Source organism: Neorhizobium sp. T25_13, assembly GCF_002968675.1.
Classification (GTDB): domain Bacteria; phylum Pseudomonadota; class Alphaproteobacteria; order Rhizobiales; family Rhizobiaceae; genus Neorhizobium; species Neorhizobium tomejilense.
The window spans coordinates 398,129-419,328 of sequence record NZ_PVBI01000006.1; the positions used below are offsets into that span (position 1 = coordinate 398,129).

Sequence of the window (21,200 nt, forward strand, 5' to 3'; positions counted from 1 at the left end):
CGTCTCCCCTGCGTCAATAAAGCATTTTCCATGCCGGTCCTTTATATTGTTACTATGTTCAAAGGTTCCGATCGATTGAGTAAAAAGGCTTCTTTTGAAGCTTCAATCATGGCAATTTCACAATGATCTTAAGCAACGATAAGGAATTCTCCGCCATGCTATACGGCACTTGGCGCGAGTTCCCGCGTATTTTCTTTGGAAAATGAAAAGGAGGCACTCGGATGGCGGGACCCATGTCGCATAGCATGCCCTTGACTTTTGTCGATCCGCTGGACGAACTCTGCAGCCGCCTCCTGCGCGTTTCCGCCGACAGCGAGATAGACCTCGACATCGCACTGGCCACCCGCGAACTTGAAACCCGCACCCTTCTCGATCAGCTTCCGGACTTCATCTACGTAAAGGACCGTCGCGGCCGCTTCGTTTTTGCCAATGCCGCAGCCGGGCGCAGCAGCAAGCTGCATAAAGGCAACGATCTGATCGGCAAGACCGATTTCGATATTCTCGATCATGAAACCGCACGCGGACTGTTTCTCGTCGAACAGGAGATCATGTCGACCGGCGTGGCCATCGACGGCCGCGAGGAACGCGTCAAGCTCGGCGATGGCCGCATGCTCTGGCTCACCACCTCGAAAATGCCGCTGCGCGATGTTCACGGCCAGATCGTCGGCCTGGTCGGGATTTCACGCGACATTACCGAGCGCAAACGCCAGGACGACCGCCGGCACGGCCATGCGCGCCTTCTCGAGATGGTCGCCCGGGGCCAGCCTTTGTCGGCGGTTCTGGATGCGATCGTCAAAACGGTCGAAGAGGAACTGGACGACGTCATCGCCTCGGTCCTGCTTCTCGAAGAGGGTACGGACCGGCTGCGCCACGGCGCGGCGACCCGCCTTCCGCCCGATTATGTGAAACTGATCGATGGCATCGAGATCGGCCCGAAGGTCGGCTCCTGCGGCACGGCCGCCTGGCGGCGCGAACCGGTCTTCGTCAAGGATGTGCTGGCCGATCCGCTCTGGGACAATTATCGCGAACTGGCGCTGAGGTTCGGTTTCCGCTCCTGTTGGTCGACGCCGATCATGAGCGCCGACGGGCTGGTGCTGGGCACGTTCGCTCTGTATTCGGATGCGCCGCGCGAACCGACCGAGCTCGAACTCGAGCTGACGGCGATGGCGACCGACATCGCCGGCATCGCCATCGAACGCGCCCGCGCGGAAGAGCGCATCCAGCACATGGCCCATCACGATCCGCTGACCAGCCTTCCGAACCGCACCCTGTTCTGGGCGCAGTTCAGCCGCGCGCTGCATGAGGCCCGCCGCGAGAAACGCAAGGTGACGGTCGCCTATCTCGATCTCGACAATTTCAAGCAGATCAACGATACGCTGGGGCACGCGGCCGGCGACGAGGTGTTGAAAACGCTGTCGTGGCGCATGGTCAACTGCGTCCGCGTCACCGATCTTCTGGTTCGTCTGGGCGGCGACGAGTTCGCGATCGTCTTCAGCAATGTCAGTCAGGACGAGCTCGGCCTGGTGCGCCGGCTTCAGGAATTGCGGACCGCGATCTCGAAGCCCATCGTCATCGACGGCAAGAGCGTCACCGCCACCTGCAGCATGGGCGTCGCCTTCTTCCCGCAGGACGGCGATACGCCGGAAGAACTGCTCGCCCGCGCCGACCGCGCCATGTACGAAGCCAAGGATCTCGGCCGAGATCGCCTGCGTGTTTCGGGAGGCGAGGGGATTTAGTCCTCGTCCTCCGAGGCGATATCCACACCGAAATGCTTCCCGGCATTTCGGTGACCTTCGAGGATGTTGACGATCTGGAACCGGTCGTTGAAGTACCGAAAATAGATGATATAGCCGCGATAGGCGATGCTTCTCAGGTCCGGACCAAGTTCCGAACGGTCTCGTCCCATAGCGCCGGGCAAAGTCGCCAGATCGCGGCACTTCTGACGCAAGGCTTTCACGAACTGCCGTGCAATAGCGGTGCTGCCACTTTCCTTTGAGATGTAACGGGCGATTTCTCCGAAATCGGCTTGTGCGCTATCAAGATATTGAACGCGCGGCACTCAATAACCTTCTTTCTCAAGCTTTTCGAATTCGGCTTCCAGAAAAACATCGAGTTCCTCCTCGCTGACGTCTCCGCCGGCCTCGATTGACCGCTGCAGCGTGTCCCTCAGCGCCGAAAGCTTCGCCTCGCGCTCCTGCACCAGTCGCAGGCCTTCGCGCACCACGTCGCTGGCCGAGCTGTAGCGCCCGTCCTGCACAGCTTCCTCGATGAATTTTTCCCAGCGGGGATCGATCGAAACATTCATGCGCCTGCCTCCAGTTTCTACCCAAAATTATATCTGGAGTAAAATTTATGCGCAATCTACGCCATTGGCGGAGACGCTTCGGGAAGCTCGCCTTCCGGCAGTTTTTCCGGCGTCACGAAAGCCTCCTCAAAACCCGACACGAACTTTTCGAACAGCACCGAAAAGGCGTTGAGTTCGTCTTCTGGCCAGTCCTCCAGGACGCGTGCCAGCAGCGTGCGTTTGACGGCGCGGATCTCGGCCAGCAGGCTGTCGCCGAATTCGGTGCGCACGACGAGCGAGCGGCGGCCGTCCGCCTGCGAAGCGTCGCGGCGCAGGATGCCGCGGGCGACGAGATCGGCGACCAGCCGGCTGCCGCGCGAGGGGTCGATGCGCATCGCCTCGGCGATAGCACCGACCGTCACCTCGCCTTCGATCCGGCGCATCACGTCGAGCACGTCGAGATGCGAGATTTCCAAGCCCGGCGCGATATTGGCGATCGCCGTGCGGCCGATGATCCGCCGGCCGATCAGGATCCGCATCCGTCCCAGCGTTTCGCTCACGCGGGCCACGTCCTCGGGGGAAGGCGAGGCGGCAGCGGGCTTCTCTTTCAAAAGGCTCTTCGTCGTCATGGCATGAAACATATCAAAGCCCATGAGGCTTTCCAACCGTTCTTTGCACTGCGCATCAGAGTGCCGTTGACAATTATATGCTGAAGGCACATAAATTTAAGACACTTTGGATTGACCCATGGATATGACCCGCCCGGCCCATGTGCCGCTTGTCGCCAACCACCGCCAGCGGTTGGTGATCTTCTGCTTTTTGCTGACGGCGCTGTTCATGGCGACGCTGGACAACCAGATCGTCTCGACCGCGCTGCCGACGATTATCGGCGAGTTCGGCGAACTGGAGCGCTTCGGCTGGGTCGGCTCGGCCTATCTTCTCGCCAGCAGCACCTCGATGCCCATCTACGGCAAGCTCGGCGATCTGTTCGGCCGCAAATACGTGATGCTGGCGGCGATCGTCATCTTCACCGTCGGTTCGCTCACCTGCGGGCTTGCCTGGTCGATGGATTCGCTGATCGCCTCGCGCGTGCTGCAGGGCTTTGGCGGCGGCGGCATCATGGTATCGATCTTCTCCATCAATGCCGACCTGTTCGAGCCGCGCGAGCGGGCGAAATACCAGAGCTATTCGAGCCTGGTGATCATGGCCTCCGGCAGCCTCGGCCCGCTGCTCGGCGGCACGATGAGCGAACTGTTCGGCTGGCGGTCCATCTTTTTGATCAACCTGCCGGTCGGCATCGTCGCGGTCACCGGCATTTCGCTTCTGCTTCCCTATCGCCGCCCGATCCGCAAACCGAAGATCGATTATCTCGGCGCCGTCCTGCTGGCGGGAACCGTTGCGAGCATCGTCGTCTGGGCTGACAGCGTCACGTTGTTCGGTTCTCTGGTCGCCTGGCAGTCGATGGTCGTCGTGGCGGTCGGCACCCTCTGCGCCATCCTCTGGGTCATCGTCGAGGGGAAGGTGCCCGAGCCGATCGTGCCGCTGAAACTGTTCCGCGATTCGACCTTTTCACTGTTCCTGATCGTCTCCTTCTGCACCGGTGCGGTGGCGATCGGCATGGCGAACTATTTTGCGCTCTTCCTGCAGACAACCACCGGCCTGTCGCCGACGACCGCGAGCTTCTGCTTTGTCGCCACGACCCTCGGCATCGTCATCGGCTCGATCTCGACCGGCCGGCTGATCTCGATCACCGGCCGCTACAAGCCGTTCACGCTGATCGGTCTGTCGCTGAATATCGTTGCCTTGTTCATCTTCTCGCAGCTTCCGGTCGGAACCCCGATCTATGTCATCCTCGGCTTCATGCTGATGCAGGGACTGGCGATCGGCTTCGGCCAGCAGGCGCCGATCATCGGCGTACAGAATTCAGCCCCCCGCGAGGACGTCGGCGCGGCAACCGGTGCTGTGACGCTGATGCGCATGGCCGGCGCCTCGATCGCTATCTCGGTCTATGGCGCGATCGTCGCCGCCGGCATCCGAGGTGTCGGCACCAGCATTCCGGGCGTCGAGGATATCGGCTCGCTGACGCCGCTGATGATGCTCGCCTTGCCCGAGCCGTCACGGATCGCGGTTCACACGCTCTACACCGAGGCCTTCACGCCGGTGTTCCTGGCCGGCAGCGCCATGGCCTTCATCGGCCTCATCGCCGCCCTGATGCTGAAACCGGTCCGCCTGCCGCAGGCGGTGACGGCCGAAAACGAGCCGGCTGCCGCCTCGGAGTGATCTGGCGTAGCGCCGTTTTTGCCCTATCTTCAATGGCATGAAACCAGAGGCGCTGCTTCATCCCACCCCGGCCGGGCTGTTCTGCCCCATCGGCCGTTTCCATGTCGATCCGGTCCGTCCCGTCGAGCGGGCGCTCATCACTCACGGCCATTCCGATCACGCCCGCGCCGGCCATGCCAAGGTTCTGGCGACCCGCCAGACGCTCGACATCATGCGGTTGCGCTACGGTGAAGATTTCTGCGGCGAGGAGCAGGCAGCCGCTTTCGGCGAGGAGATCGATGTCGACGGCGTACGGGTGAGTTTTCATCCCGCCGGCCACGTGCTCGGTTCCGCCCAGATCGCCATCGAAAAGGACGGGCTGCGGATCGTGGTTTCGGGCGATTACAAACGCGGCATCGACCCCACCTGCGCCTCCTTCGTGCCGGTCGCCTGCGACGTCTTCATCACCGAGGCGACCTTCGGCCTGCCGGTTTTCCACCACCCGGACCCGAAAGACGAGATCGACAAGCTGCTCACCTCGCTGAAACAGTTCCCCGAACGCAGCCATCTCGTCGGCGCTTATGCGCTCGGCAAGGCGCAACGGGTCATCCGGCTGATCCGCGATTGCGGGTATCATGAGCCGATCTTCATCCATGGCGCCTTGGCGAAACTCTGCGATTATTATGTCGGCCAGGGCATCGATCTCGGCGACATAAGACCCGCGACCATCGAGAAGAGCAGCCCCGACGCCTTCAAGGGTGCCGTGATCGTCGGCCCGCCTTCGGCCTTCCAGGATCGCTGGGCGCGCCGCTTCAACGAACCGCTGATCGCCTTTGCTTCGGGCTGGATGATGGTGCGCCAGCGCGCCAAACAAGGGGGCGTCGAACTGCCGCTGGTCATCTCCGATCACTGCGACTGGCCGGAACTGCTGTCGACCATCGAGGAGATCGGCCCATCCGAAGTCTGGGTCACCCACGGCCGCGAGGAGGCGCTGGTGCGCTGGTGCGAGTTGAAGAACATCCCCGCCCGGCCGCTGCATCTGGTGGGTTATGAGGACGAGGGGGATTGATGGGGATGATCTTTTCCGCTCGTGCCGCCGACACCCCCAAAGGTGCTGTCAGGCCAGCCTTCGAAGACAAAACCCCTCCCCAACCCCTCCCCACAAGGGGGAGGGGCTTCGCTGCCACGCGTTGCCGCCGAGATAGGGGCGAGACATTGCCACGAGTCATCTCCCCCCTTGTGGGGGAGATGGCCGGCAGGCCAGAAGGGGTCTTTCTTGAGAGGGCGGCCACTCCATGAAACCCTTCGCCACCCTCCTGGACCGCCTCGTCCTCACCCCATCCCGAAACGGCAAGCTCACCCTTCTCGCCGACTATTTTCGCGATACGCCCGATCCCGACCGCGGTTATGGCCTGGCCGCCTTGGCCGGCGGGCTCGATCTGAAAAGTGTCAAGCCGGCCATGCTGCGCGACCTCGTGCTGGAACGCATGGACCCCGTCCTCTTCCAGTATTCCTACGATTATGTCGGCGATCTCGCCGAGACCATCTCGCTGGTCTGGGACGGCACCCGCAAGGACGAAATCGATGACGAGCACCAGCCGCGCCTCGGCGAAGTCGTCACCAGAATGAACTCGCTCGGCCGCACCGAAGTGCGCTCCGCCGTGCGCGATCTGCTCGACAAGCTCGATACGTCGAGCCGTTTCGCCTTCCTGAAGCTCGTCACCGGCGCGCTCCGCATCGGCGTCTCCGCCCGCCTCGCCAAGCAGGCGCTGTCGGACATGAGTGGAAAAGACGTCACCGAAATCGAGACGCTCTGGCACGGATTGACGCCGCCGTATGAGCCGCTGTTCGCCTGGCTGGAGGGCAGGGCGGAAAAGCCGGTCCTCGCCACGCCGGCGATCTTCCACTCGGTCATGCTCGCCAATCCGGTGGAGACGGGCGATCTCGAAAAGCTGGACCCTGCCGATTACGCCGCCGAGTGGAAATGGGATGGCATCCGCGTGCAGATGTCGAGCTACGGCGGCACCAAGAAGCTCTATTCCCGCTCCGGCGACGACATCACCGGCGCCTTTCCGGATGTGGTCGGGTCGATCAATTTCGAAGGCGTCATCGACGGCGAACTTCTGGTCGGCGGTACCGCCCGCTCCAACAGTCCGACCCGCACCTTCTCCGACCTGCAGCAGCGGCTGAACCGCAAGACGGTGAGGGCCAAGATGCTCGACGACTACCCCGCCTTTGTGCGCGCCTACGACCTGCTGTTCGAAAGCGACCTCGATATCCGCGCCGAGAGTTTTCTCGAACGCCGCAGGCGCCTCGGCGACATCGTCCAGCGGGCGCCGCATGACCGTTTCGATCTTTCCGATCTCGTGCCCTTCACCACCTGGGACGAGCTCGACCGCATCCGCATCGCGCCACCCGATCCGGTCATCGAAGGGGTGATGATCAAGCGCAAGGACAGCCCATACCAGGCCGGCCGCCTCAAGGGGCCGTGGTTCAAGTGGAAGCGGGACCCTTACAATATCGACGCGGTGATGCTTTACGCCCAGCGCGGCCACGGCAAGCGGTCGAGCTATTATTCCGACTTCACCTTCGGCGTTTGGGCCGAGACACCCGACGGCGAGGAATTGGTGCCGGTCGGAAAGGCCTATTTCGGCTTCACCGATGCGGAACTCGAAGTGCTCGACAAATTCGTGCGCGACAACACCGTCGATCGGTTCGGGCCGGTCCGGGCGGTGCGTGCGGAACCGGATTTCGGTTTCGTGCTGGAAGTCGCTTTCGAGGGCATCAACCGCTCGACCCGCCACAAGTCCGGCGTCGCCATGCGCTTTCCGCGGATCGCCCGCCTGCGCCAGGACAAGCTGCCGCGCGACGCCGACCGGCTGGCGACCTTGACCGCGATGCTGGATGCCCGCGAGGGTTGAATGTAGCGAAATTCGCCTATCTAAACCCCGATATTGCAGATCTTGGTTCCCGGGGGATAACGACATGACGAAATCGAGCTTTATCATCAAGGGCATTGTCGCGCTCATCGGCTGCGTCGCAGCCGCTTATGTCGGCCAGGAACTTTTGGGCGGCGCTGCTCTCGGATGGGTGGTCGGCGGCGCTGTTCTTGGCGTGACTGCCGGACCGTTCATTCAGGCGCTCGTTCAGTGGCGCAAGGAGAAGGATGCGATGCGCGCGAAGAAGCTGTAGGCAATCCAAGCCTCGGGTTTCCCTATGAAGTTCGCGAATGAGTGAATGGACAGCGTTTCCTGCAAATGCTGATATCGGCCCGGCGAAACGCTCTTCAGGCTCATCACATATGACAGATCACCGCATCCTTCCTCCCCGAAATCTCATGGAAGACGGCGGTCTGACCCGCCGTGCCCTGCTGGCTGGTGCCGCCGGCCTTTCGATTGCGGCCATGCTGCCGGCCGCGGCCCGCGCGGAGTTTCCCGTGCCTGAGGTCCCTCCGCTCGAAAAGCAGGATTACGGCGATGCTCGCCGGCATTTCCGCACCAACCTCATTCGCAAGGGCCCATCCCCGGAACAGTCGCCCCCGCTCGGCACGCCCGCCGGTTCGAAGAAGGTGATGTATCGCGGCGGACCGGACGGCTCGATCGAACTGATCGCCTGGATCTCGACCTACGAGCCCTCCGCGAAACTGAAGCCCGCGGTCCTTTTCCTGCATGGCGGCAACGCCACCGGCGACGGCCATTGGGAACTGATGAAGACCTATTGGGAAGCGGGCTATGTCGTGATGCTGCCCTCGTTCCGCGGCGAAAATGGCCAGGCCGGCAATTATTCGGGCTTCTACGACGAGACTTCGGATGCGCTGGCGGCAGCCGCCTATCTGGAGCAACTGCCGGGGATCGACAAGAACCGCTTCTTCCTCGCCGGCCATTCGAATGGCGGCACGCTGGCGCTGCTGGCCTCGATGACGCGAAAGTTCCGCGCCTCTGCGCCGATCTCGGCGGGTGTCAATTCCTGGCGTTATTTCGGTCGGTTCGAGCGGGAAGTGCGTTTCGACGAGAGCGACCAGAAGGAATTCATCATGCGCTCCTCGGTCTGCTTCGGACACAGTCTCAAATGCCCGACGCTCCTGCTGCGCGGCACCGAGGAGCGGCCCTTCGACGCCGATCACCGGCTGCTGATGGACCGGGCGAAATCCGCCGGCGTTGAGATCGAGGCCAAGCTACTGCCCGGCAACCACAACGGCGTTGTGCCGGGCGCGGTCGCCGAAAGTATCCGCTTCTTCAACCAGGTCACGGGTTAAGGCCGAGCCTTTGCCGGAGCGCATGTATGAGCGGCAGTGACGGAATGGATTGGAACGGGCCGATCATCGTCTTCGATGCGATGTGCGTCCTGTGTTCGGCCAACGCGCAGTTCGTGCTTCGGCATGATCGCGCCGCAAGGTTCCGCCTGGCGTCGATGCAGGGCGAGGTCGGTACAGCGCTTTACCGTCGGTGCGGCATCGATCCTGAAAACCCCGAAACCATGATCGTCGTGGATGGGCAGAGCGTCCTGCGCGACAGCGATGCGGTCCTGGCAATCTATGAAGGGCTCGGATGGCCCTGGCAGGCGCTGTCGATCGTCAGGCTGGTGCCGCGGTTCATTCGCGATCCGCTTTACCGCCTGGTTGCCAGAAATCGCTATCGCATCTTTGGACGGCGAGAGTCCTGCTGGCTTCCGTCACCGGAACAGGCCCGCCGCATCCTGTGAAGCCGCATCCCTTGAAGAGGGTGTCGTAAGAATTACCCGAACATCAGCGACCGGTGCGTCCCCGCGCCCGCCATGGCGCCGTCACCGACGGAAATCGCCACCGAGCCCGCCGCGCGGGCTGCGTCCCCGCAGGCGAAAACGCCGGGAATGCTGGTCTGCTGGGTCATGTCGGTGCGGATGAATTTGCCCACCGGGCCGTCCTCCAGGGCGCAGCCGAGCTGTTCGGCAATGGGGCTTGCCAATTCCGTCCGCGACAGCACGAAAAGTCCGGCGAAACTCAAGGCCCGGCCATCCTGCAGCAGGATTTCGGCATGGCCGCCGATCGATGATATCGGGGTTTCCTCGATGGTGACGCCGCGCGCCGCCAGCTGGCCGGCTTGTTCCTCGTCAGGCCGGAACGCATCGTTGAGCAACAGGGTGGTCGGTCCCCAGTCGGGCAGCATCAGCGCGTGATGCATCGACATGGCGGAGACGCCGATCACGCCGACCTGTCCGCGGTTCAATTCGTAACCGTGGCAATAGGGGCAATGAAAGACGCTTTTGCCCCACCGGTCGATCAGGCCGGGGATCTCGGGCAGGTGGTCCTTGACGCCCATGGCTAGCACCAGCCGTTTCGCCGCAAGCTCTTTACCCCCTGATGTCACCGAGAAACCGGCGTCGCTTTTCCGGGCATCGTCGGCCCGCGCGTCGAGCCATTCGACGGTCGGATAGGCCAGCAGCTGGGAGCGGGCTTCGCCGGCAATGATCTCGGGCCGTTCCCCGTCGCGGGTGAGGAACCCATGAGAAGTCTCGGCAAAACGGTTTCTGCGGCGGCCATCGTCGATGACGAGGACGCGCCGCCGGGCGCGGGCGAGCTGCAGGGCGGCGGAGAGGCCGGCATAGCTGCCACCGATGACGATCGCTTCGTAATCCATGCGAAATCCTCCTCATGAGTCTTGAAACAACATAAGTTACATGATGAGGCGCGGTCAATAGGTTCGTAACTTATGTTGTTGCGAATGAATGCGCGTGTTAGGAATGCATGGCCGAAAACGCGCAGGGAGCGCCGCGATGAGACATGACAGCCGCCTGTCCCGCATGCTGCATGTGCTGATCCATATGGATCGCCACGAAGGCGCGGCCACGTCGGAAACCATTGCCGCGATGCTCAACACCAATCCGGTCGTGGTCCGCCGCACCATGGCGGGGCTCCGGGAGAAGGGCTATGTGAGCTCGGAAAAGGGCCATGGCGGCGGCTGGAGACTGGGTCGCCCCCTGTCGGAAATGACGTTGCTCGACATTTACGAAGCGGTCGGCGAACCTGCGGTCTTTGCGGTCGGCCCGGCCTGCGACCAGCCGGCATGCCTGGTGGAGCAGGCGGTCAATGCAGCCCTTTCCGAAGCTTTCGAGGAGGCAGAAAAGCTGCTTCTCAGCCGCTTCGGCAAGGTGACACTGGCAGATATCGCCCGCGACTTCGATGCTCGCATGGCACGCCATCCGGCATTGGCGGCCCATGCCGGTGCTGGCTGGCACGCATGAGCGGTTCCACCAGCCTCGCGCCAGCCGCATCTGCCATTGTCGGCGGGACTTCATCTGCTGGAAGCGGGTTACCATGCCATTCTCCTTTCGACCTTTCCGCCGACCCCTTGGCCTTTCCGTCATGCTCGCCGCGTCCGTGGCGCTCAGTGGCTGCCAGATTCCCTTGGTCACCGATACCAGCCGGATGAACCCGGACGTCTTCGTGCAGCAGACGGCGCCGGTCTTCAACGTTGCGCCCTATGCCGATCCGCCGTCGAACCAGCCGCCTCCGATGCCGGGCGCCATTCCGCACAAGCGCCAGCTCTATCCGTCGACTTTCCACCAGACCTATGGATTGCCGGTTTCCAATCCGGTCCACCGGGCCATGTACGGCGTCATCCGCGACGACGGCCACACGCTCCCGGCCATCCCCTATTCGCGCATCGATGCCCGGTATCTGCGCCAGGACGTCGATTACCGCACCAACGAAGCGCCGGGAACGATCGTCGTCGATACCAGGGAGCGCTTCCTCTATTTCGTGCAGCCGGGCGGCAAGGCGATCCGCTACGGCGTCGGCCTCGGCAAGGCCGGTTTCTCGTGGCAGGGCCGCGGCGTGATCCAGCGCAAGGCGGAATGGCCGCGCTGGACGCCGCCGGACGAGATGGTCGCCCGCCAGCCGGACCTGCGCAAATTTTCGGCCGCCGAGGGCGGTGCCAATCCGGGCCTCAACAATCCGCTCGGGGCCCGCGCGCTCTATATCTTCAAGGATGGCCAGGACACGCTCTACCGCGTGCACGGCACGCCGGACTGGCAGTCCGTCGGCAAGCAGACCTCGTCCGGCTGCGTGCGCATGCTCAACCAGGATGTCATCGACCTCTTCGACCGCGTTCCTTCGGGCACGCCGATCGTGGTCATCTGACCACGGAAACACCTCCTCCAATGGACGGAAAGAGCGGCGTTGCCGCTCTTTTTTATTCGTCATCTCAAGGGTTTGAACCGCCGTGTAAATCTCGTGAATAGTTGATTAAGGACCGCAGACCTATCCTCCAGCTCAAGGAGCGAGTCGGAACCTTTCGATCGCCCTGCCGTTAAAGAGCGATTTTGCTGTTCCCTGCGTTTACTATCGAGCGGTCCTGCCTCAGATGATCCTGAACCCTTCCTTTTCCCGCCGGAGTTTTTTGTCTCTCCTCGGCGCGGGCGCCGCCTCCACGCTTGCCGGCTGTGCCTCGTCCGTGCCGCGCCCGTTGGCGACGACGGTTGCCTTCCGTCCGGAGCCTATTGAAGGCCCGTCGTCGGAACTGGATGTCATGTACGGCACCGTGGTCGATGGCGGTTTCGTCATCCCGGCAATCCCCTATCGCCAGGTCAACCCGCGCTATTATCGCCAGCAGGTCGTCGATCCGACCGGCGAACGCCCCGGCACGGTGGTGGTCGACACGGCCTCTCGCTTCCTCTACCTCGTCGAGCCGGGCGGCACCGCCATGCGCTACGGCGTCGGCATCGGCCGCGAGGGTTTTGCCTGGCAGGGCGAGGGCGTCATCCAGTGGCGGCAGAGATGGCCGAAATGGACGCCGCCGGACGAGATGGTCGCGCGCCAGCCGGAACTGACCAAGTATTCGGCAAAGAACGGCGGCATGCCGCCCGGCCTTCTGAACCCGCTGGGCGCCCGCGCGCTCTACATCTTCCAGAACGGCAAGGACACGCTCTACCGCCTGCACGGTTCGCCGGAATGGAATTCGATCGGCACCGCCGCGTCGTCCGGCTGCGTGCGGCTGATGAACCAGGATATCATCGACCTCTACGACCGCGTGCCGGAAAAAGCGCGCATCGTGGTGTGGCAGTAGGCTTTTCTGTCACAGAGGGCTGCTATCAACCCGGCCTGATCCGCCGTGCCGGGAGGTTTACATGGTTGAAATCGATGTCCCTCTCGTCAGAGGGCTGATCGCCGAACAATTCCCCGAATGGGCGGGCTTGGACGTGCGGCCGGTCGCGAACGGCGGCTGGGACAACCGCACCTTCCATCTCGGCGACACCATGTTGGTCCGCCTGCCCAGCGCCGAGCGTTACGTCGCGCAGGTGGAGAAGGAGCACCGCTTCCTGCCGGCGCTTGGCCCCCGATTGCCGCTTCCCATTCCCGTACCCCTCGGGCTCGGAAAGCCGGGCGAGGGTTATCCCTGGCCCTGGTCGATCTATGCCTGGATCGCGGGTGACCGATCCAGCCTCCAGACGATCGCCGACCTCACCGTTTTTGCAGAGGACCTCGCGGATTTCCTCCTGGCGCTCTGGAAAATCGACGCATCCGACGGCCCGCCGGCCGGCACCCATAACTTTTTCCGCGGCGGATCGTTGGAGGTCTATGATAACGAGACACGTCGTTCGATCGACATCCTCTCCGGCGAAATCGATGTGCCGCTGATCACCGAAATCTGGGAACGGGCGCTCGCCTCCACCTGGAAGGACAGGCCGGTCTGGGTGCATGGCGACGTCGCCGAGGGCAATCTCCTGGTGCGCGGCGGACGGCTTGCCGCGGTCATCGATTTCGGCAGTTCCGGCACCGGCGACCCGGCCTGCGACCTCGTCATCGCCTGGACCCTGTTCGACGAACCGGCGGCCCGCGCCTTCCGCAACCGGGTGGGGTTCGACGCTGAGACCTGGGAAAGGGCGCGTGGCTGGTGCCTGTGGAAGGCGCTGATCACGGTTGCCGGCGAACCCGGAACGAACCCGCTGGTCAAGGAACAGCACCGCCGCTGGATCGACCGGATCGTCTCAGATCACCTAAGTCGAACCTGATCTCTGCGGGAACCACCTCGGAACTTTGTCGTTACTTTGCGCGGGGCGTTCTGGAGGAAGCCATGCAGCAGCATTCACTATGGCGGGCGTATAGCTACGCCTGGATAACCTTGGCATTTTTCGTTTTCAGTCTTGTCGGGCATTGGCTGTTCGGCTGGTTTGCCTTCGTGCAGGAACAGGCCGAACACGGACAGCCGGTCGAATTTTCCCCCTATCTGACGGAAATGTTGCGCGACACTTTTGAAAACTGGCAGTCGGAATTCCTGCAGCTGCTCTGGCAGGTCGGGGGCCTGGCCTTCTTCCTGTTTTTGGGCTCGCCGCAATCGAAGGAAGGGTCCGACCGGCTGGAGGCGAAGATCGACGTTATCCTCCGCAAGGTGGATCCGATCGATGGCGAAGGCGTGATCCGGGAACTGGACGAGCAATATTCGGGCCGCCATACCGACGAACCCGAAGCCCACAAGCCGTGAGCCCGACGGCTTCATTGCAATCTGGTGACGACCGGCCTCGGCCGGTCATGGAGGTCTGTCAAGCAGAGGGCAGTGGGTCTTTTTCGCTTCCCGTCTTGGTCAGCCTCTGCTTCAGCGCGATCAGTTCGTCGCGCAACGCCACCGCCTCTTCGAAACTGCAGCCGACGGCCTTGCCGATCGCACCGGCGACGCCGGCCGCCTGGGTTTTCAGCTCCGTTCCCTTTTTCGTCAGCAAAATCTTCACCTGCCGCTCGTCGTCGCGGTCGCGTTTACGGGCGACGAGGCCGGATTGTTCGAGCCGCTTGAGGAGAGGGGAGAGCGTGCCGGAATCGAGCCCAAGCCGGTCGCCGATCGCCTTTACCGGCTGGTCGTCTTCTTCCCACAGCGCGATCATCACCAGGTATTGCGGATAGGTAAGGCCGAGCGGCTCGAGCAGCGGCTTGTAGGTGCGCGTGAAGGCATGCGCCGCGCCGTAGATCGCAAAGCACAGCTGCGCATCGAGCTCGATCTCGAAATTATCCGCGTTGCCTGCTTTTTTCTGCATGGCCGGTCCTGTCTTCACGTGCCTGTGCTCTATCTTTTTCAGCAAACGCATTTTCGCAGGCTTGACGGGAAAATGCAATGCGCGTAATTAGATTGTGCGCAATTGAATTGCGGACGATATTTATCACCCAGGACTAGAACCAAGGGAGTTAGACCCATGCCTATTCTCTACACCACCAAGGCTTCCGCCACCGGCGGCCGCGCCGGCCATGGCGCCTCGGAAGACGGCGTCCTCGACGTCACGCTGACGGTTCCGAAGGAACTCGGCGGCGACGGTGCCCGCGGCACCAACCCGGAGCAGCTTTTTGCCACCGGTTATTCCGCCTGCTTCCTCGGTGCGCTGAAATTTGTCGCCGGCAAGGAAAAGGTAAAGATCCCGGATGACGCCAAGGTGACGGCGACTGTCGGCATCGGCCCGCGCGAAGACGGCGGCGGTTTCGGCATCGAAGTATCGCTTCTGGTCAGCATCCCGGGCGTCGAACGGTCGGTTGCCGAAGACCTCGCCGCCAAGGCCCACATCGTCTGCCCCTATAGCCACGCGATGCGCACCTCGACCGAAGTCCCGGTCACGGTCGCCTGAGGCAGGCCTCTTTCAGGAAGCGGCTCCGGCCGCTTTCTTTTGTTTGCTGTCCGGCGACGACCGTGCCGCGCGATAGGCGGCCGTTGCCCAATCGTTGAGCCGGTCGTCATCGTCGAGCACATCGGCCGGCACTTCGTAGTAGCTCGCGACAAGGACATTCCGAGCGGATGTCTTGTAGGAAAAGGGGCGCGAGTCCAGCGCTTCGAACTGCGGCCTGCTTTCATCGTCTACGCGAAAATACAGCGAGTTCTTCATCACGAAGCCGATTTGTGCGCCGCCGACGCGTATCGCGGCGCCGGCAAAATAGCGGGTCACCGTGGCGGGCTCGACCGACGTCAGCCGATCCGCAATGTCTAAAGCCATCTGGCGTGAGGTCGAAAGGGACATAGGTTCTCGGAATTCGAGGTCGGCGGTTTCTGGTTATCTCTCCGGCACCCGCCTCCGGTCAAGCCGCCGCCTTACTTGATCACGCCCAGCGTCGCCCGCAGCTCTTCCGGGCCGCCCTCGCCAAGCTCCGCGTCGACCTCCGCATGCACCCGTATCCAGATCGGCAGTGCGGCGGAAAGCATGGTCATTCCGTCGTCCGTCAGGCGCAGGAGCCGGCCGCGCCGGTCCTTCGGGTCGACGGTGGTTTCCACCAGGCCGCGCCGTTCCAGCACTTTCAGTGCCGCCGTCAGCGTGGTCCGGTCCATCGCGAGCAGGCTGGCGACCTGGCCCATCGGCGCCGGCTGCGGCCGGTTCAGCGACATCATCAGCGAGAACTGCCCGTTGGTGAGCCCGATCGGCTTCATCGCATTGTCGAAACGTCGGGCCAGCGCCCGCGCCGCTCGCTGCACATGCAGGCAGAGGCACGTGTCGCGTACCAGCAGCGTCGTCGAAAAGGGAATCACTTCTATGGTCGGGGTGTTTGACAGCATGGAAAGAGTATGTTGATATCAACTTATTCTGTCAAGCATAAGAGGAGGCCTGTCATGGATGTCACCATGTCCCCGAAAAACCCTGTCGTCAGCCGCGAGGAATGGCTGGAAGCCAGCCGCAGACTTCTGGCGCTGGAGAAGGAAGAGACGAAGCTGCGCGACAAGGTGCGCGCCGAGCGCCTGGCCATGCCCTGGGTCAAGGTCGACAAGGATTATGTGTTCGACACCCCGAAGGGCAGAAAGTCGCTCGCCGATCTTTTCGATGGCCGCAGCCAGTTGATCGTCTATCACTTCATGCTCGGTCCGGATTGGGATGCCGGCTGCCTCGGCTGCTCGTTCCTGTCGGACCATATCGACGGCACGCTGCCGCATCTCAACAACCACGACGTCACCTTCATCGCAGTCGCCCGCGCGCCGCTCGACAAGATCGAGGCCTACAAGAAGCGCATGGGCTGGAAGTTTCCCTGGGTCTCGTCCTTCGGCAGCGATTTCAATTTCGACTATCACGTTTCCTTTTCCAAGGAAGACCTTGCTAAGGAGAAGGTGTATTATAACTTCCGCGAAGTGCCGCCGTCCGAGGCGCATGATGAACTGCCGGGCCTTTCAGCCTTCTACAGGAACGAGGCGGGCGAGGCCTTTCATACCTATTCCAGCTATGCCCGAGGCGGCGAAGAGCTGATCGGCACGCTGATGATCCTCGACCGGGCGCCGCTTGGTCGCAACGAGGACTCGACGATGAACTTCGTCAAGCGTCACGACGAATACGAACAGAAACCACAAGAGACGGCTTCATCCTGCTGCCATTGAACGGGTTCATTCTGGAGCTTCGAAAAGAGGAGGAGGAAAAGATGAGCGCGATGGAAATGCCCAAACCCCAGGCCGAACACGGCTTTCTGGAAAGAATGGTCGGCCTCTGGGAGGTGACGTCCACCAGCATGGGCCATGACGAAAAATGGGTCGAGGTCTGCCGATCGCTGAACGGCATCTGGTTCGTTGCCGAAGGCAGCGGCGAGATGCCGGGGGGCGGTGGCCCCGCCACCACCATTCTCACCCTCGGCTACGATCCGGCCAAGGGCAAATATGTCGGTACCTGGCTCGGCACGATGATGAACCATCTCTGGGTCTACGAGGGGGAGGTGTCGGACGACGGATCGACGCTCAATCTCTACACGACCGGTCCGGATTTCGCCAATCCCGGCAAGACCGGCGACTACCGCGAGCAGATCATCTTCACCGACGACGATCACCGGACCTTCAATTCCAGCGCCAAACAGCCGGACGGCACCTGGCAGCAGTTCATGGAAGCACATTACGCCCGCAAGCGCTGAGCCTTGCGGGTGCTCAATCAACGCGCCGAACGGCAAACGTGCCGAACGGCGCAGTCATTCGGAGAGGAGACGACCATGTTGCAGACCGTGACCGGGACCAGATCGGAGACCCATGGCAAATTCATCTGGGTCGAGTTGATGACGCCCGATACCGATGCCGGCGGAAAATTCTATTCGTCGGTGGTCGGCTGGAAAGTCAAGGAAATGTCGATGCCCGACATGCCCGCCTATTTCCTGTTCGAGATGGGCGAGGGCGACAATTGCCCGGGCATCGGCGGCATGATGAACTTTCCGCCGGAACTCGAAGGCAAGATTCCGCCGAACTGGACGGGTTATGTCGCAGTCGACGACGTCGACCAGATGGCCAGGGATTTCGTCGCCAATGGCGGCCGCGTGCAGCGCGAGCCGGAGGACATTCCGGGCATCGGCCGCTTCGCGGTCGTTGCCGATCCGCATGGTGCTGTCATCTGCATCATGACGCCGCTGCCGATGGAAAATCCGCCGCAGGAACTTGCCGCGGACGCCGTCGGCAATGTCGGCTGGCGGGAACTTTATGCCGGCAACGGCAAGGAAGCCATGGACTTCTACGGCAAGATGTTCGGCTGGACGCTCGACCAGGACTTCGACATGGGTCCGATGGGCGTCTACCACATCTTCTCCCATAACGGTCGTCAGATCGGCGGCATGATGACCAAGCCGGCGGAAGTGCCGATGGCCTGCTGGTGCTACTATTTCATTGTCGACTCGATCGACGCCGCCATCACCCGGTTGACGGCAGGCGGCGGCGAGGTCGTCCACGGCCCGATGGAAGTCCCCGGCGGCTCCTGGATCGTCCAGGCGCTCGATCCGCAGGGCGCATTCTTCGCGCTGACTTCCGCGAAGAAGTAAGCGGCACAGTCTGTTTTGGCAGGTGTTGGCCCTTATCCTGAAGGATATGCGAGGCGTTGAAGGAGACGCCCGCATGTCGCCAAAGGGTGAGGGCCTTCCCCTTTTATGCCTCGATAAAAACTGGTTGCAAAATGAAATTGGATTGGTAAGCTTCAACCAATTGCAAATCGCAACTGGTTGAAGGGGAAGACCATGACGGATCGAAAACTGACATTCCTGATCGTTCACGGAGCCTGGACCGGCGGCTGGTCCTGGGAGAGGGTGCTGAACCGCCTGCACGCCGGAGGCCACCGCGCCTACGCGCCGACGCTGACCGGGCTTTGCGAGCGCAAGCACCTGGCAGGCCCGTCCGTGAACCTCGACACCCATATCGACGACATCGTCAACGAGGCGGTCTACAAGGACCTGACGGATATCGTGCTGGTCGGCCATTCCTATGGCGGCATCGTCGCCACCGGCGTTGTCGAGCGCATCCCCGAACGCATCCGCTCGATCGTTTATGTCGAGGCCTTCATTCCCGAGGACGGCATGAGCTTCACGGACTACGACCCGGAGGGAGACTATTCCGCACCGATGATCGCGGCACCGGAAGGCCCTGTCGGCTATCTGCGCGAGGAGGACGAGGTCTGGACCGCTCCCAAGGCCACGCCGCAACCTTCCGGCACGCTGCGGCAGAAACTGAAAGTCACCGGCGCCTACGAGCGCGTGCCCAAAAAGACCTTCATCGTCGCGACCGGCTGGGACGGGCCGTTCGGCCAGATGTCGGCGAAATATCGCGGCGCCCCCGGCTGGACCGTGCGGGAGCTTGCCTGCGGCCATGACATCCCGATCGACATGCCGGACGAACTGAGCGGGCTGCTGATCGAGGCGGCCTGAATACACTGCGAGGAGATTTTGCAAGCATGGCGAAGCTCATCTTTGGAATGAACCTGTCCCTCGACGGTTATGTCGACCACGAGAAAATGGAGACAGGCCCCGCGCTCTTTCGTCACTGGATAGAGCACGTCCGTGATCTGACCGGCAGTGTGTACGGCCGCCGCATGTACGAGACCATGCGCTATTGGGACGAAGACCGCCCCGAGTGGGATGCCGAGCGCCACGAGTTCGCCGCGGCCTGGCGGCGCCTGCCGAAGTGGGTCGTGTCGCGCTCGCTAAAGTCTGTCGGCCCCAACGCCACGCTCGTCGAAGGTGACGTCGAGGCGGCGATCCGTGACCTGAAGGCTCGGCTCGCCGGGGAGATTTCGGTGTCCGGACCGGACCTCGCGGGAAGCCTGACCGACCTCGGTCTTGTCGATGAATACCGGCTCTACCTCCACCCCGTCGTGCTCGGTCGCGGCAAGCCATTCTTCGCCGGCCCGCGGCCGCCGCTCCGCCTTGTTGCCACCGATCGCGTTGGCGAGGAGGTGATCAGGCTGACATACGTGCCCGCTTAAATCCCTTCCTCGCCAGACCGATTGCGTCGACGCGTCGGTAATCAGTGGCTCATCGAATTGATGCCGTTGAACATCGCGTCGAAATTGCCGTTCTCGACGGCATGACGCAGCGGCTTGCAGCGTTCGACGACCACTTCCTTGACGTCCGGCTGCCGCGTCAGGATATCCATCACTTCTGAGATGAAATCGGCAAGCGGCATGGCGTTCGGGTCGCTCGCCTGGCGCTCGCTCATCAGGGATGTCTGCACATAGGGCGGCACGATTTCGATCACCTGCGGCCTCGCATCCTTGAGCTGCTCGCGGATCGCCATCGAATAGGAATGAATGGCGGCCTTGGTGGCGGAATAGGTCGGCGTCAGCGCCATCGGTACGAAAGCAAGGCCCGAGGATACGGTCAGGATCGCGGCATCTTTCTGGGTGCTCAACTGCGGCAGCAGCGCCGCGATCAGCCGGATCGGACCAAGCAGGTTGGCGGTGATCGTCTCTTCGGCGGTCGCGAGATAATCCGAGCCGGCGCCGATATGTTCCGGCACCATGATGCCGGCATTGTTGATGACGGCGTTCAGCGACGGATAGGCGGCCGTGAGCGCGGCGGAGAATGACTTGATGGCTTCGGCATCGGCAAGATTGAGCGCCATGCCTTTCATGCCGGGATTGGCGGCGGTCACCGCGTCGAGTGTTGCCTGGCGCCGGCCGGTGATGATCACCTGGTTGCCGAGCGCATGGAACGCCTCGGCGAGAGCCCGGCCGATGCCCGAATTGCCGCCGGTGATGAGGATCGTATTGCCGTTCATTTTCATGGTCGTCGCCTTTCCGTGTTGCGTGGCCGGAAAATACGGCTATCAATCTCTTCTCGGAAGAAGGCACCCAAAAGATTTATACGCACCAAAAGGAGAGTGACTGTGGATCAAGGAATTCGCTCGATGCGGTCACCCTCGGGTCGTGAAATCCCCGACGAGATCGACCCGGTATTGGAAGAACTGGTGCGCGGCATCATCGGCCAGGTGGCCGACAAGTGGACCATGCTGATCCTCGAGGTCCTGGAAGAACACGGCACGCTGCGCTTCACGCAGATCGGAAAGCTGACCGGCGGCATCAGCCAGAAGATGCTGACCCAGACGCTGCGGCAGATGGAACGCGACGGTTTCGTGTCGCGCAAGGTCTATCCGGTCATCCCGCCGAAAGTCGAATACAACCTCACGGAACTCGGCCGAAGCCTCAGCGCCGCCTTCTGCGCGGTCTGGGAATGGGCAGCGGTCCACCACGCCGATATCGAGGCGGCGCGAAAAGCCTTCGAGGAGCGGAACGGGGGCGCTTGAGTTTTCTCCTTATGGAGGGGAGGGAAGGTATGTCCTTATCCGGCTGCCACCACCGCTTCCCCGTTTTGACGGCCGGACGATCGCATATGGGACGTGAGACGGTGCGGCGTCCCTAACCCTCCCCCTTGTGGGGAGGGTGGCCGGCAGGCGGGCGGGGTTTTTATACTGGTTGAAGGCCCCTCCCCAACCCC

Annotated in this window: 27 protein-coding genes; 19 read left to right on the forward strand and 8 right to left on the reverse strand. The window is 62.3% G+C overall.

Features of this window, described 5'->3' with window-relative positions:
* Positions 1-221: 221 nt before the first annotated feature.
* Complete coding sequence (locus C5J22_RS17105; RefSeq protein ID WP_105439170.1) at positions 222-1,736, forward strand: diguanylate cyclase domain-containing protein; 1,515 nt, start codon at positions 222-224, stop codon at positions 1,734-1,736.
* On the opposite strand, the gene C5J22_RS17110 is transcribed toward C5J22_RS17105, so the two are convergent.
* From C5J22_RS17110 to C5J22_RS17120, 3 genes are read right to left on the reverse strand one after another with little or no spacing between them, the layout of a single operon-like run.
* Positions 1,733-2,059: a type II toxin-antitoxin system RelE/ParE family toxin gene (locus tag C5J22_RS17110; RefSeq protein WP_105439171.1), complete on the reverse strand. Its 327-nt coding sequence runs from the start codon at positions 2,057-2,059 to the stop codon at positions 1,733-1,735. The two genes, C5J22_RS17105 and C5J22_RS17110, sit on opposite strands and share 4 nt — an antisense overlap.
* Positions 2,060-2,305, reverse strand: coding sequence for a type II toxin-antitoxin system ParD family antitoxin (locus C5J22_RS17115; protein WP_105439172.1), 246 nt, complete (start codon positions 2,303-2,305; stop codon positions 2,060-2,062).
* A gap of 56 nt (positions 2,306-2,361) precedes the next feature.
* Complete coding sequence (locus C5J22_RS17120) at positions 2,362-2,913, reverse strand: MarR family winged helix-turn-helix transcriptional regulator (protein ID WP_105439212.1); 552 nt, start codon at positions 2,911-2,913, stop codon at positions 2,362-2,364.
* A gap of 118 nt (positions 2,914-3,031) precedes the next feature.
* On the opposite strand from C5J22_RS17120, the gene C5J22_RS17125 reads away from it, so the two are divergent.
* The 6 genes from C5J22_RS17125 (at position 3,032) to C5J22_RS17150 (ending at position 9,244) form a co-directional block, all read left to right on the forward strand.
* The gene (locus tag C5J22_RS17125) at positions 3,032-4,564 is read left to right on the forward strand and encodes an MDR family MFS transporter (protein ID WP_172746661.1); all 1,533 of its coding nucleotides are present in this window, start codon (positions 3,032-3,034) and stop codon (positions 4,562-4,564) included.
* 37 nt (positions 4,565-4,601) lie between these two features.
* Complete coding sequence (locus C5J22_RS17130; protein ID WP_105439173.1) at positions 4,602-5,612, forward strand: ligase-associated DNA damage response exonuclease; 1,011 nt, start codon at positions 4,602-4,604, stop codon at positions 5,610-5,612.
* A gap of 226 nt (positions 5,613-5,838) precedes the next feature.
* The gene (locus C5J22_RS17135) at positions 5,839-7,464 is read left to right on the forward strand and encodes a cisplatin damage response ATP-dependent DNA ligase (protein WP_105439174.1); all 1,626 of its coding nucleotides are present in this window, start codon (positions 5,839-5,841) and stop codon (positions 7,462-7,464) included.
* Between the two features lie 64 nt (positions 7,465-7,528).
* Positions 7,529-7,735, forward strand: a complete 207-nt coding sequence (locus C5J22_RS17140) for a hypothetical protein (RefSeq protein WP_105439175.1) — start codon at positions 7,529-7,531, stop codon at positions 7,733-7,735.
* Positions 7,736-7,844: 109 nt separating this feature from the next.
* On the forward strand, positions 7,845-8,798 hold the full coding sequence (locus C5J22_RS17145) for an alpha/beta hydrolase family protein (protein ID WP_371412625.1): 954 nt from the start codon (positions 7,845-7,847) through the stop codon (positions 8,796-8,798).
* A gap of 26 nt (positions 8,799-8,824) precedes the next feature.
* A complete protein-coding gene (locus C5J22_RS17150; protein WP_105439177.1) occupies positions 8,825-9,244 on the forward strand; it encodes a thiol-disulfide oxidoreductase DCC family protein in 420 nt (139 codons plus the stop codon).
* 32 nt (positions 9,245-9,276) lie between these two features.
* Here C5J22_RS17150 and C5J22_RS17155 read toward each other — a convergent pair whose 3' ends face one another.
* Positions 9,277-10,158 (reverse strand): NAD(P)/FAD-dependent oxidoreductase, encoded by an 882-nt coding sequence (locus tag C5J22_RS17155; protein ID WP_105439178.1) that lies wholly within the window; start codon positions 10,156-10,158, stop codon positions 9,277-9,279.
* 136 nt (positions 10,159-10,294) lie between these two features.
* On the opposite strand from C5J22_RS17155, the gene C5J22_RS17160 reads away from it, so the two are divergent.
* The 5 genes from C5J22_RS17160 to C5J22_RS17180 all read left to right on the forward strand — a co-directional run bounded on the left by C5J22_RS17160 (position 10,295) and on the right by C5J22_RS17180 (position 14,001).
* Positions 10,295-10,762: an Rrf2 family transcriptional regulator gene (locus tag C5J22_RS17160; protein WP_105439179.1), complete on the forward strand. Its 468-nt coding sequence runs from the start codon at positions 10,295-10,297 to the stop codon at positions 10,760-10,762.
* Between the two features lie 121 nt (positions 10,763-10,883).
* A complete protein-coding gene (locus C5J22_RS17165; RefSeq protein ID WP_245440433.1) occupies positions 10,884-11,660 on the forward strand; it encodes a L,D-transpeptidase in 777 nt (258 codons plus the stop codon).
* Positions 11,661-11,883: 223 nt separating this feature from the next.
* Entirely contained in the window at positions 11,884-12,585 is a 702-nt protein-coding gene (locus C5J22_RS17170; RefSeq protein ID WP_105439181.1) for a L,D-transpeptidase, read from the forward strand.
* A gap of 61 nt (positions 12,586-12,646) precedes the next feature.
* Complete coding sequence (locus C5J22_RS17175) at positions 12,647-13,531, forward strand: aminoglycoside phosphotransferase family protein (RefSeq protein ID WP_105439182.1); 885 nt, start codon at positions 12,647-12,649, stop codon at positions 13,529-13,531.
* 62 nt (positions 13,532-13,593) lie between these two features.
* Positions 13,594-14,001 (forward strand): DUF6766 family protein, encoded by a 408-nt coding sequence (locus tag C5J22_RS17180; RefSeq protein ID WP_105439183.1) that lies wholly within the window; start codon positions 13,594-13,596, stop codon positions 13,999-14,001.
* Positions 14,002-14,059: 58 nt separating this feature from the next.
* Here C5J22_RS17180 and C5J22_RS17185 read toward each other — a convergent pair whose 3' ends face one another.
* Positions 14,060-14,545 (reverse strand): MarR family winged helix-turn-helix transcriptional regulator, encoded by a 486-nt coding sequence (locus C5J22_RS17185; protein WP_105439184.1) that lies wholly within the window; start codon positions 14,543-14,545, stop codon positions 14,060-14,062.
* 156 nt (positions 14,546-14,701) lie between these two features.
* Between C5J22_RS17185 and C5J22_RS17190 the strand changes: the two genes are divergently transcribed.
* Entirely contained in the window at positions 14,702-15,124 is a 423-nt protein-coding gene (locus C5J22_RS17190; RefSeq protein ID WP_046631314.1) for an organic hydroperoxide resistance protein, read from the forward strand.
* Between the two features lie 12 nt (positions 15,125-15,136).
* Here C5J22_RS17190 and C5J22_RS17195 read toward each other — a convergent pair whose 3' ends face one another.
* Together C5J22_RS17195 and C5J22_RS17200 are read right to left on the reverse strand one after the other, a co-directional pair.
* Positions 15,137-15,511, reverse strand: a complete 375-nt coding sequence (locus C5J22_RS17195; protein ID WP_046664447.1) for a TfoX/Sxy family protein — start codon at positions 15,509-15,511, stop codon at positions 15,137-15,139.
* Positions 15,512-15,582: 71 nt separating this feature from the next.
* Positions 15,583-16,038 (reverse strand): MarR family winged helix-turn-helix transcriptional regulator, encoded by a 456-nt coding sequence (locus C5J22_RS17200; RefSeq protein ID WP_172746671.1) that lies wholly within the window; start codon positions 16,036-16,038, stop codon positions 15,583-15,585.
* A 57-nt stretch (positions 16,039-16,095) separates the two neighbouring features.
* Between C5J22_RS17200 and C5J22_RS17205 the strand changes: the two genes are divergently transcribed.
* The 5 genes from C5J22_RS17205 to C5J22_RS17225 all read left to right on the forward strand — a co-directional run bounded on the left by C5J22_RS17205 (position 16,096) and on the right by C5J22_RS17225 (position 19,690).
* Entirely contained in the window at positions 16,096-16,848 is a 753-nt protein-coding gene (locus tag C5J22_RS17205) for a thioredoxin family protein (protein WP_205837191.1), read from the forward strand.
* A 41-nt stretch (positions 16,849-16,889) separates the two neighbouring features.
* A complete protein-coding gene (locus C5J22_RS17210) occupies positions 16,890-17,369 on the forward strand; it encodes a DUF1579 domain-containing protein (RefSeq protein ID WP_371412627.1) in 480 nt (159 codons plus the stop codon).
* Between the two features lie 75 nt (positions 17,370-17,444).
* Positions 17,445-18,257: a VOC family protein gene (locus C5J22_RS17215; RefSeq protein ID WP_105439186.1), complete on the forward strand. Its 813-nt coding sequence runs from the start codon at positions 17,445-17,447 to the stop codon at positions 18,255-18,257.
* A gap of 192 nt (positions 18,258-18,449) precedes the next feature.
* On the forward strand, positions 18,450-19,133 hold the full coding sequence (locus tag C5J22_RS17220; protein ID WP_105439187.1) for an alpha/beta fold hydrolase: 684 nt from the start codon (positions 18,450-18,452) through the stop codon (positions 19,131-19,133).
* A gap of 26 nt (positions 19,134-19,159) precedes the next feature.
* Positions 19,160-19,690, forward strand: a complete 531-nt coding sequence (locus tag C5J22_RS17225) for a dihydrofolate reductase family protein (RefSeq protein ID WP_105439188.1) — start codon at positions 19,160-19,162, stop codon at positions 19,688-19,690.
* A 41-nt stretch (positions 19,691-19,731) separates the two neighbouring features.
* Here C5J22_RS17225 and C5J22_RS17230 read toward each other — a convergent pair whose 3' ends face one another.
* Positions 19,732-20,490 (reverse strand): SDR family oxidoreductase, encoded by a 759-nt coding sequence (locus tag C5J22_RS17230; protein ID WP_105439189.1) that lies wholly within the window; start codon positions 20,488-20,490, stop codon positions 19,732-19,734.
* Positions 20,491-20,613: 123 nt separating this feature from the next.
* Between C5J22_RS17230 and C5J22_RS17235 the strand changes: the two genes are divergently transcribed.
* Positions 20,614-21,009 (forward strand): helix-turn-helix domain-containing protein, encoded by a 396-nt coding sequence (locus C5J22_RS17235; RefSeq protein WP_105439190.1) that lies wholly within the window; start codon positions 20,614-20,616, stop codon positions 21,007-21,009.
* Positions 21,010-21,200 lie beyond the last annotated feature (191 nt).

Bases quoted from the DNA above. Each gene is read 5' to 3' on its own strand.
- C5J22_RS17105 (WP_105439170.1), top strand. From the start codon at position 222: ATGGCGGGACCCATGTCGCATAGCATGCCCTTGACTTTTGTCGATCCG.
- C5J22_RS17115 (WP_105439172.1), bottom strand. From the start codon at position 2,305: ATGAATGTTTCGATCGATCCCCGCTGGGAAAAATTCATCGAGGAAGCT.
- C5J22_RS17170 (WP_105439181.1), top strand. From the start codon at position 11,884: ATGATCCTGAACCCTTCCTTTTCCCGCCGGAGTTTTTTGTCTCTCCTC.
- C5J22_RS17230 (WP_105439189.1), bottom strand. From the start codon at position 20,490: ATGAAAATGAACGGCAATACGATCCTCATCACCGGCGGCAATTCGGGC.
- C5J22_RS17130 (WP_105439173.1), top strand. From the start codon at position 4,602: ATGAAACCAGAGGCGCTGCTTCATCCCACCCCGGCCGGGCTGTTCTGC.
- C5J22_RS17150 (WP_105439177.1), top strand. From the start codon at position 8,825: ATGAGCGGCAGTGACGGAATGGATTGGAACGGGCCGATCATCGTCTTC.
- C5J22_RS17210 (WP_371412627.1), top strand. From the start codon at position 16,890: ATGAGCGCGATGGAAATGCCCAAACCCCAGGCCGAACACGGCTTTCTG.
- C5J22_RS17185 (WP_105439184.1), bottom strand. From the start codon at position 14,545: ATGCAGAAAAAAGCAGGCAACGCGGATAATTTCGAGATCGAGCTCGAT.
- C5J22_RS17145 (WP_371412625.1), top strand. From the start codon at position 7,845: ATGACAGATCACCGCATCCTTCCTCCCCGAAATCTCATGGAAGACGGC.
- C5J22_RS17135 (WP_105439174.1), top strand. From the start codon at position 5,839: ATGAAACCCTTCGCCACCCTCCTGGACCGCCTCGTCCTCACCCCATCC.
- C5J22_RS17165 (WP_245440433.1), top strand. From the start codon at position 10,884: ATGCTCGCCGCGTCCGTGGCGCTCAGTGGCTGCCAGATTCCCTTGGTC.
- C5J22_RS17195 (WP_046664447.1), bottom strand. From the start codon at position 15,511: ATGTCCCTTTCGACCTCACGCCAGATGGCTTTAGACATTGCGGATCGG.
- C5J22_RS17120 (WP_105439212.1), bottom strand. From the start codon at position 2,913: ATGACGACGAAGAGCCTTTTGAAAGAGAAGCCCGCTGCCGCCTCGCCT.
- C5J22_RS17180 (WP_105439183.1), top strand. From the start codon at position 13,594: ATGCAGCAGCATTCACTATGGCGGGCGTATAGCTACGCCTGGATAACC.
- C5J22_RS17215 (WP_105439186.1), top strand. From the start codon at position 17,445: ATGTTGCAGACCGTGACCGGGACCAGATCGGAGACCCATGGCAAATTC.
- C5J22_RS17235 (WP_105439190.1), top strand. From the start codon at position 20,614: ATGCGGTCACCCTCGGGTCGTGAAATCCCCGACGAGATCGACCCGGTA.
- C5J22_RS17160 (WP_105439179.1), top strand. From the start codon at position 10,295: ATGAGACATGACAGCCGCCTGTCCCGCATGCTGCATGTGCTGATCCAT.
- C5J22_RS17225 (WP_105439188.1), top strand. From the start codon at position 19,160: ATGGCGAAGCTCATCTTTGGAATGAACCTGTCCCTCGACGGTTATGTC.
- C5J22_RS17175 (WP_105439182.1), top strand. From the start codon at position 12,647: ATGGTTGAAATCGATGTCCCTCTCGTCAGAGGGCTGATCGCCGAACAA.
- C5J22_RS17155 (WP_105439178.1), bottom strand. From the start codon at position 10,158: ATGGATTACGAAGCGATCGTCATCGGTGGCAGCTATGCCGGCCTCTCC.
- C5J22_RS17140 (WP_105439175.1), top strand. From the start codon at position 7,529: ATGACGAAATCGAGCTTTATCATCAAGGGCATTGTCGCGCTCATCGGC.
- C5J22_RS17205 (WP_205837191.1), top strand. From the start codon at position 16,096: ATGGATGTCACCATGTCCCCGAAAAACCCTGTCGTCAGCCGCGAGGAA.
- C5J22_RS17190 (WP_046631314.1), top strand. From the start codon at position 14,702: ATGCCTATTCTCTACACCACCAAGGCTTCCGCCACCGGCGGCCGCGCC.
- C5J22_RS17220 (WP_105439187.1), top strand. From the start codon at position 18,450: ATGACGGATCGAAAACTGACATTCCTGATCGTTCACGGAGCCTGGACC.
- C5J22_RS17125 (WP_172746661.1), top strand. From the start codon at position 3,032: ATGGATATGACCCGCCCGGCCCATGTGCCGCTTGTCGCCAACCACCGC.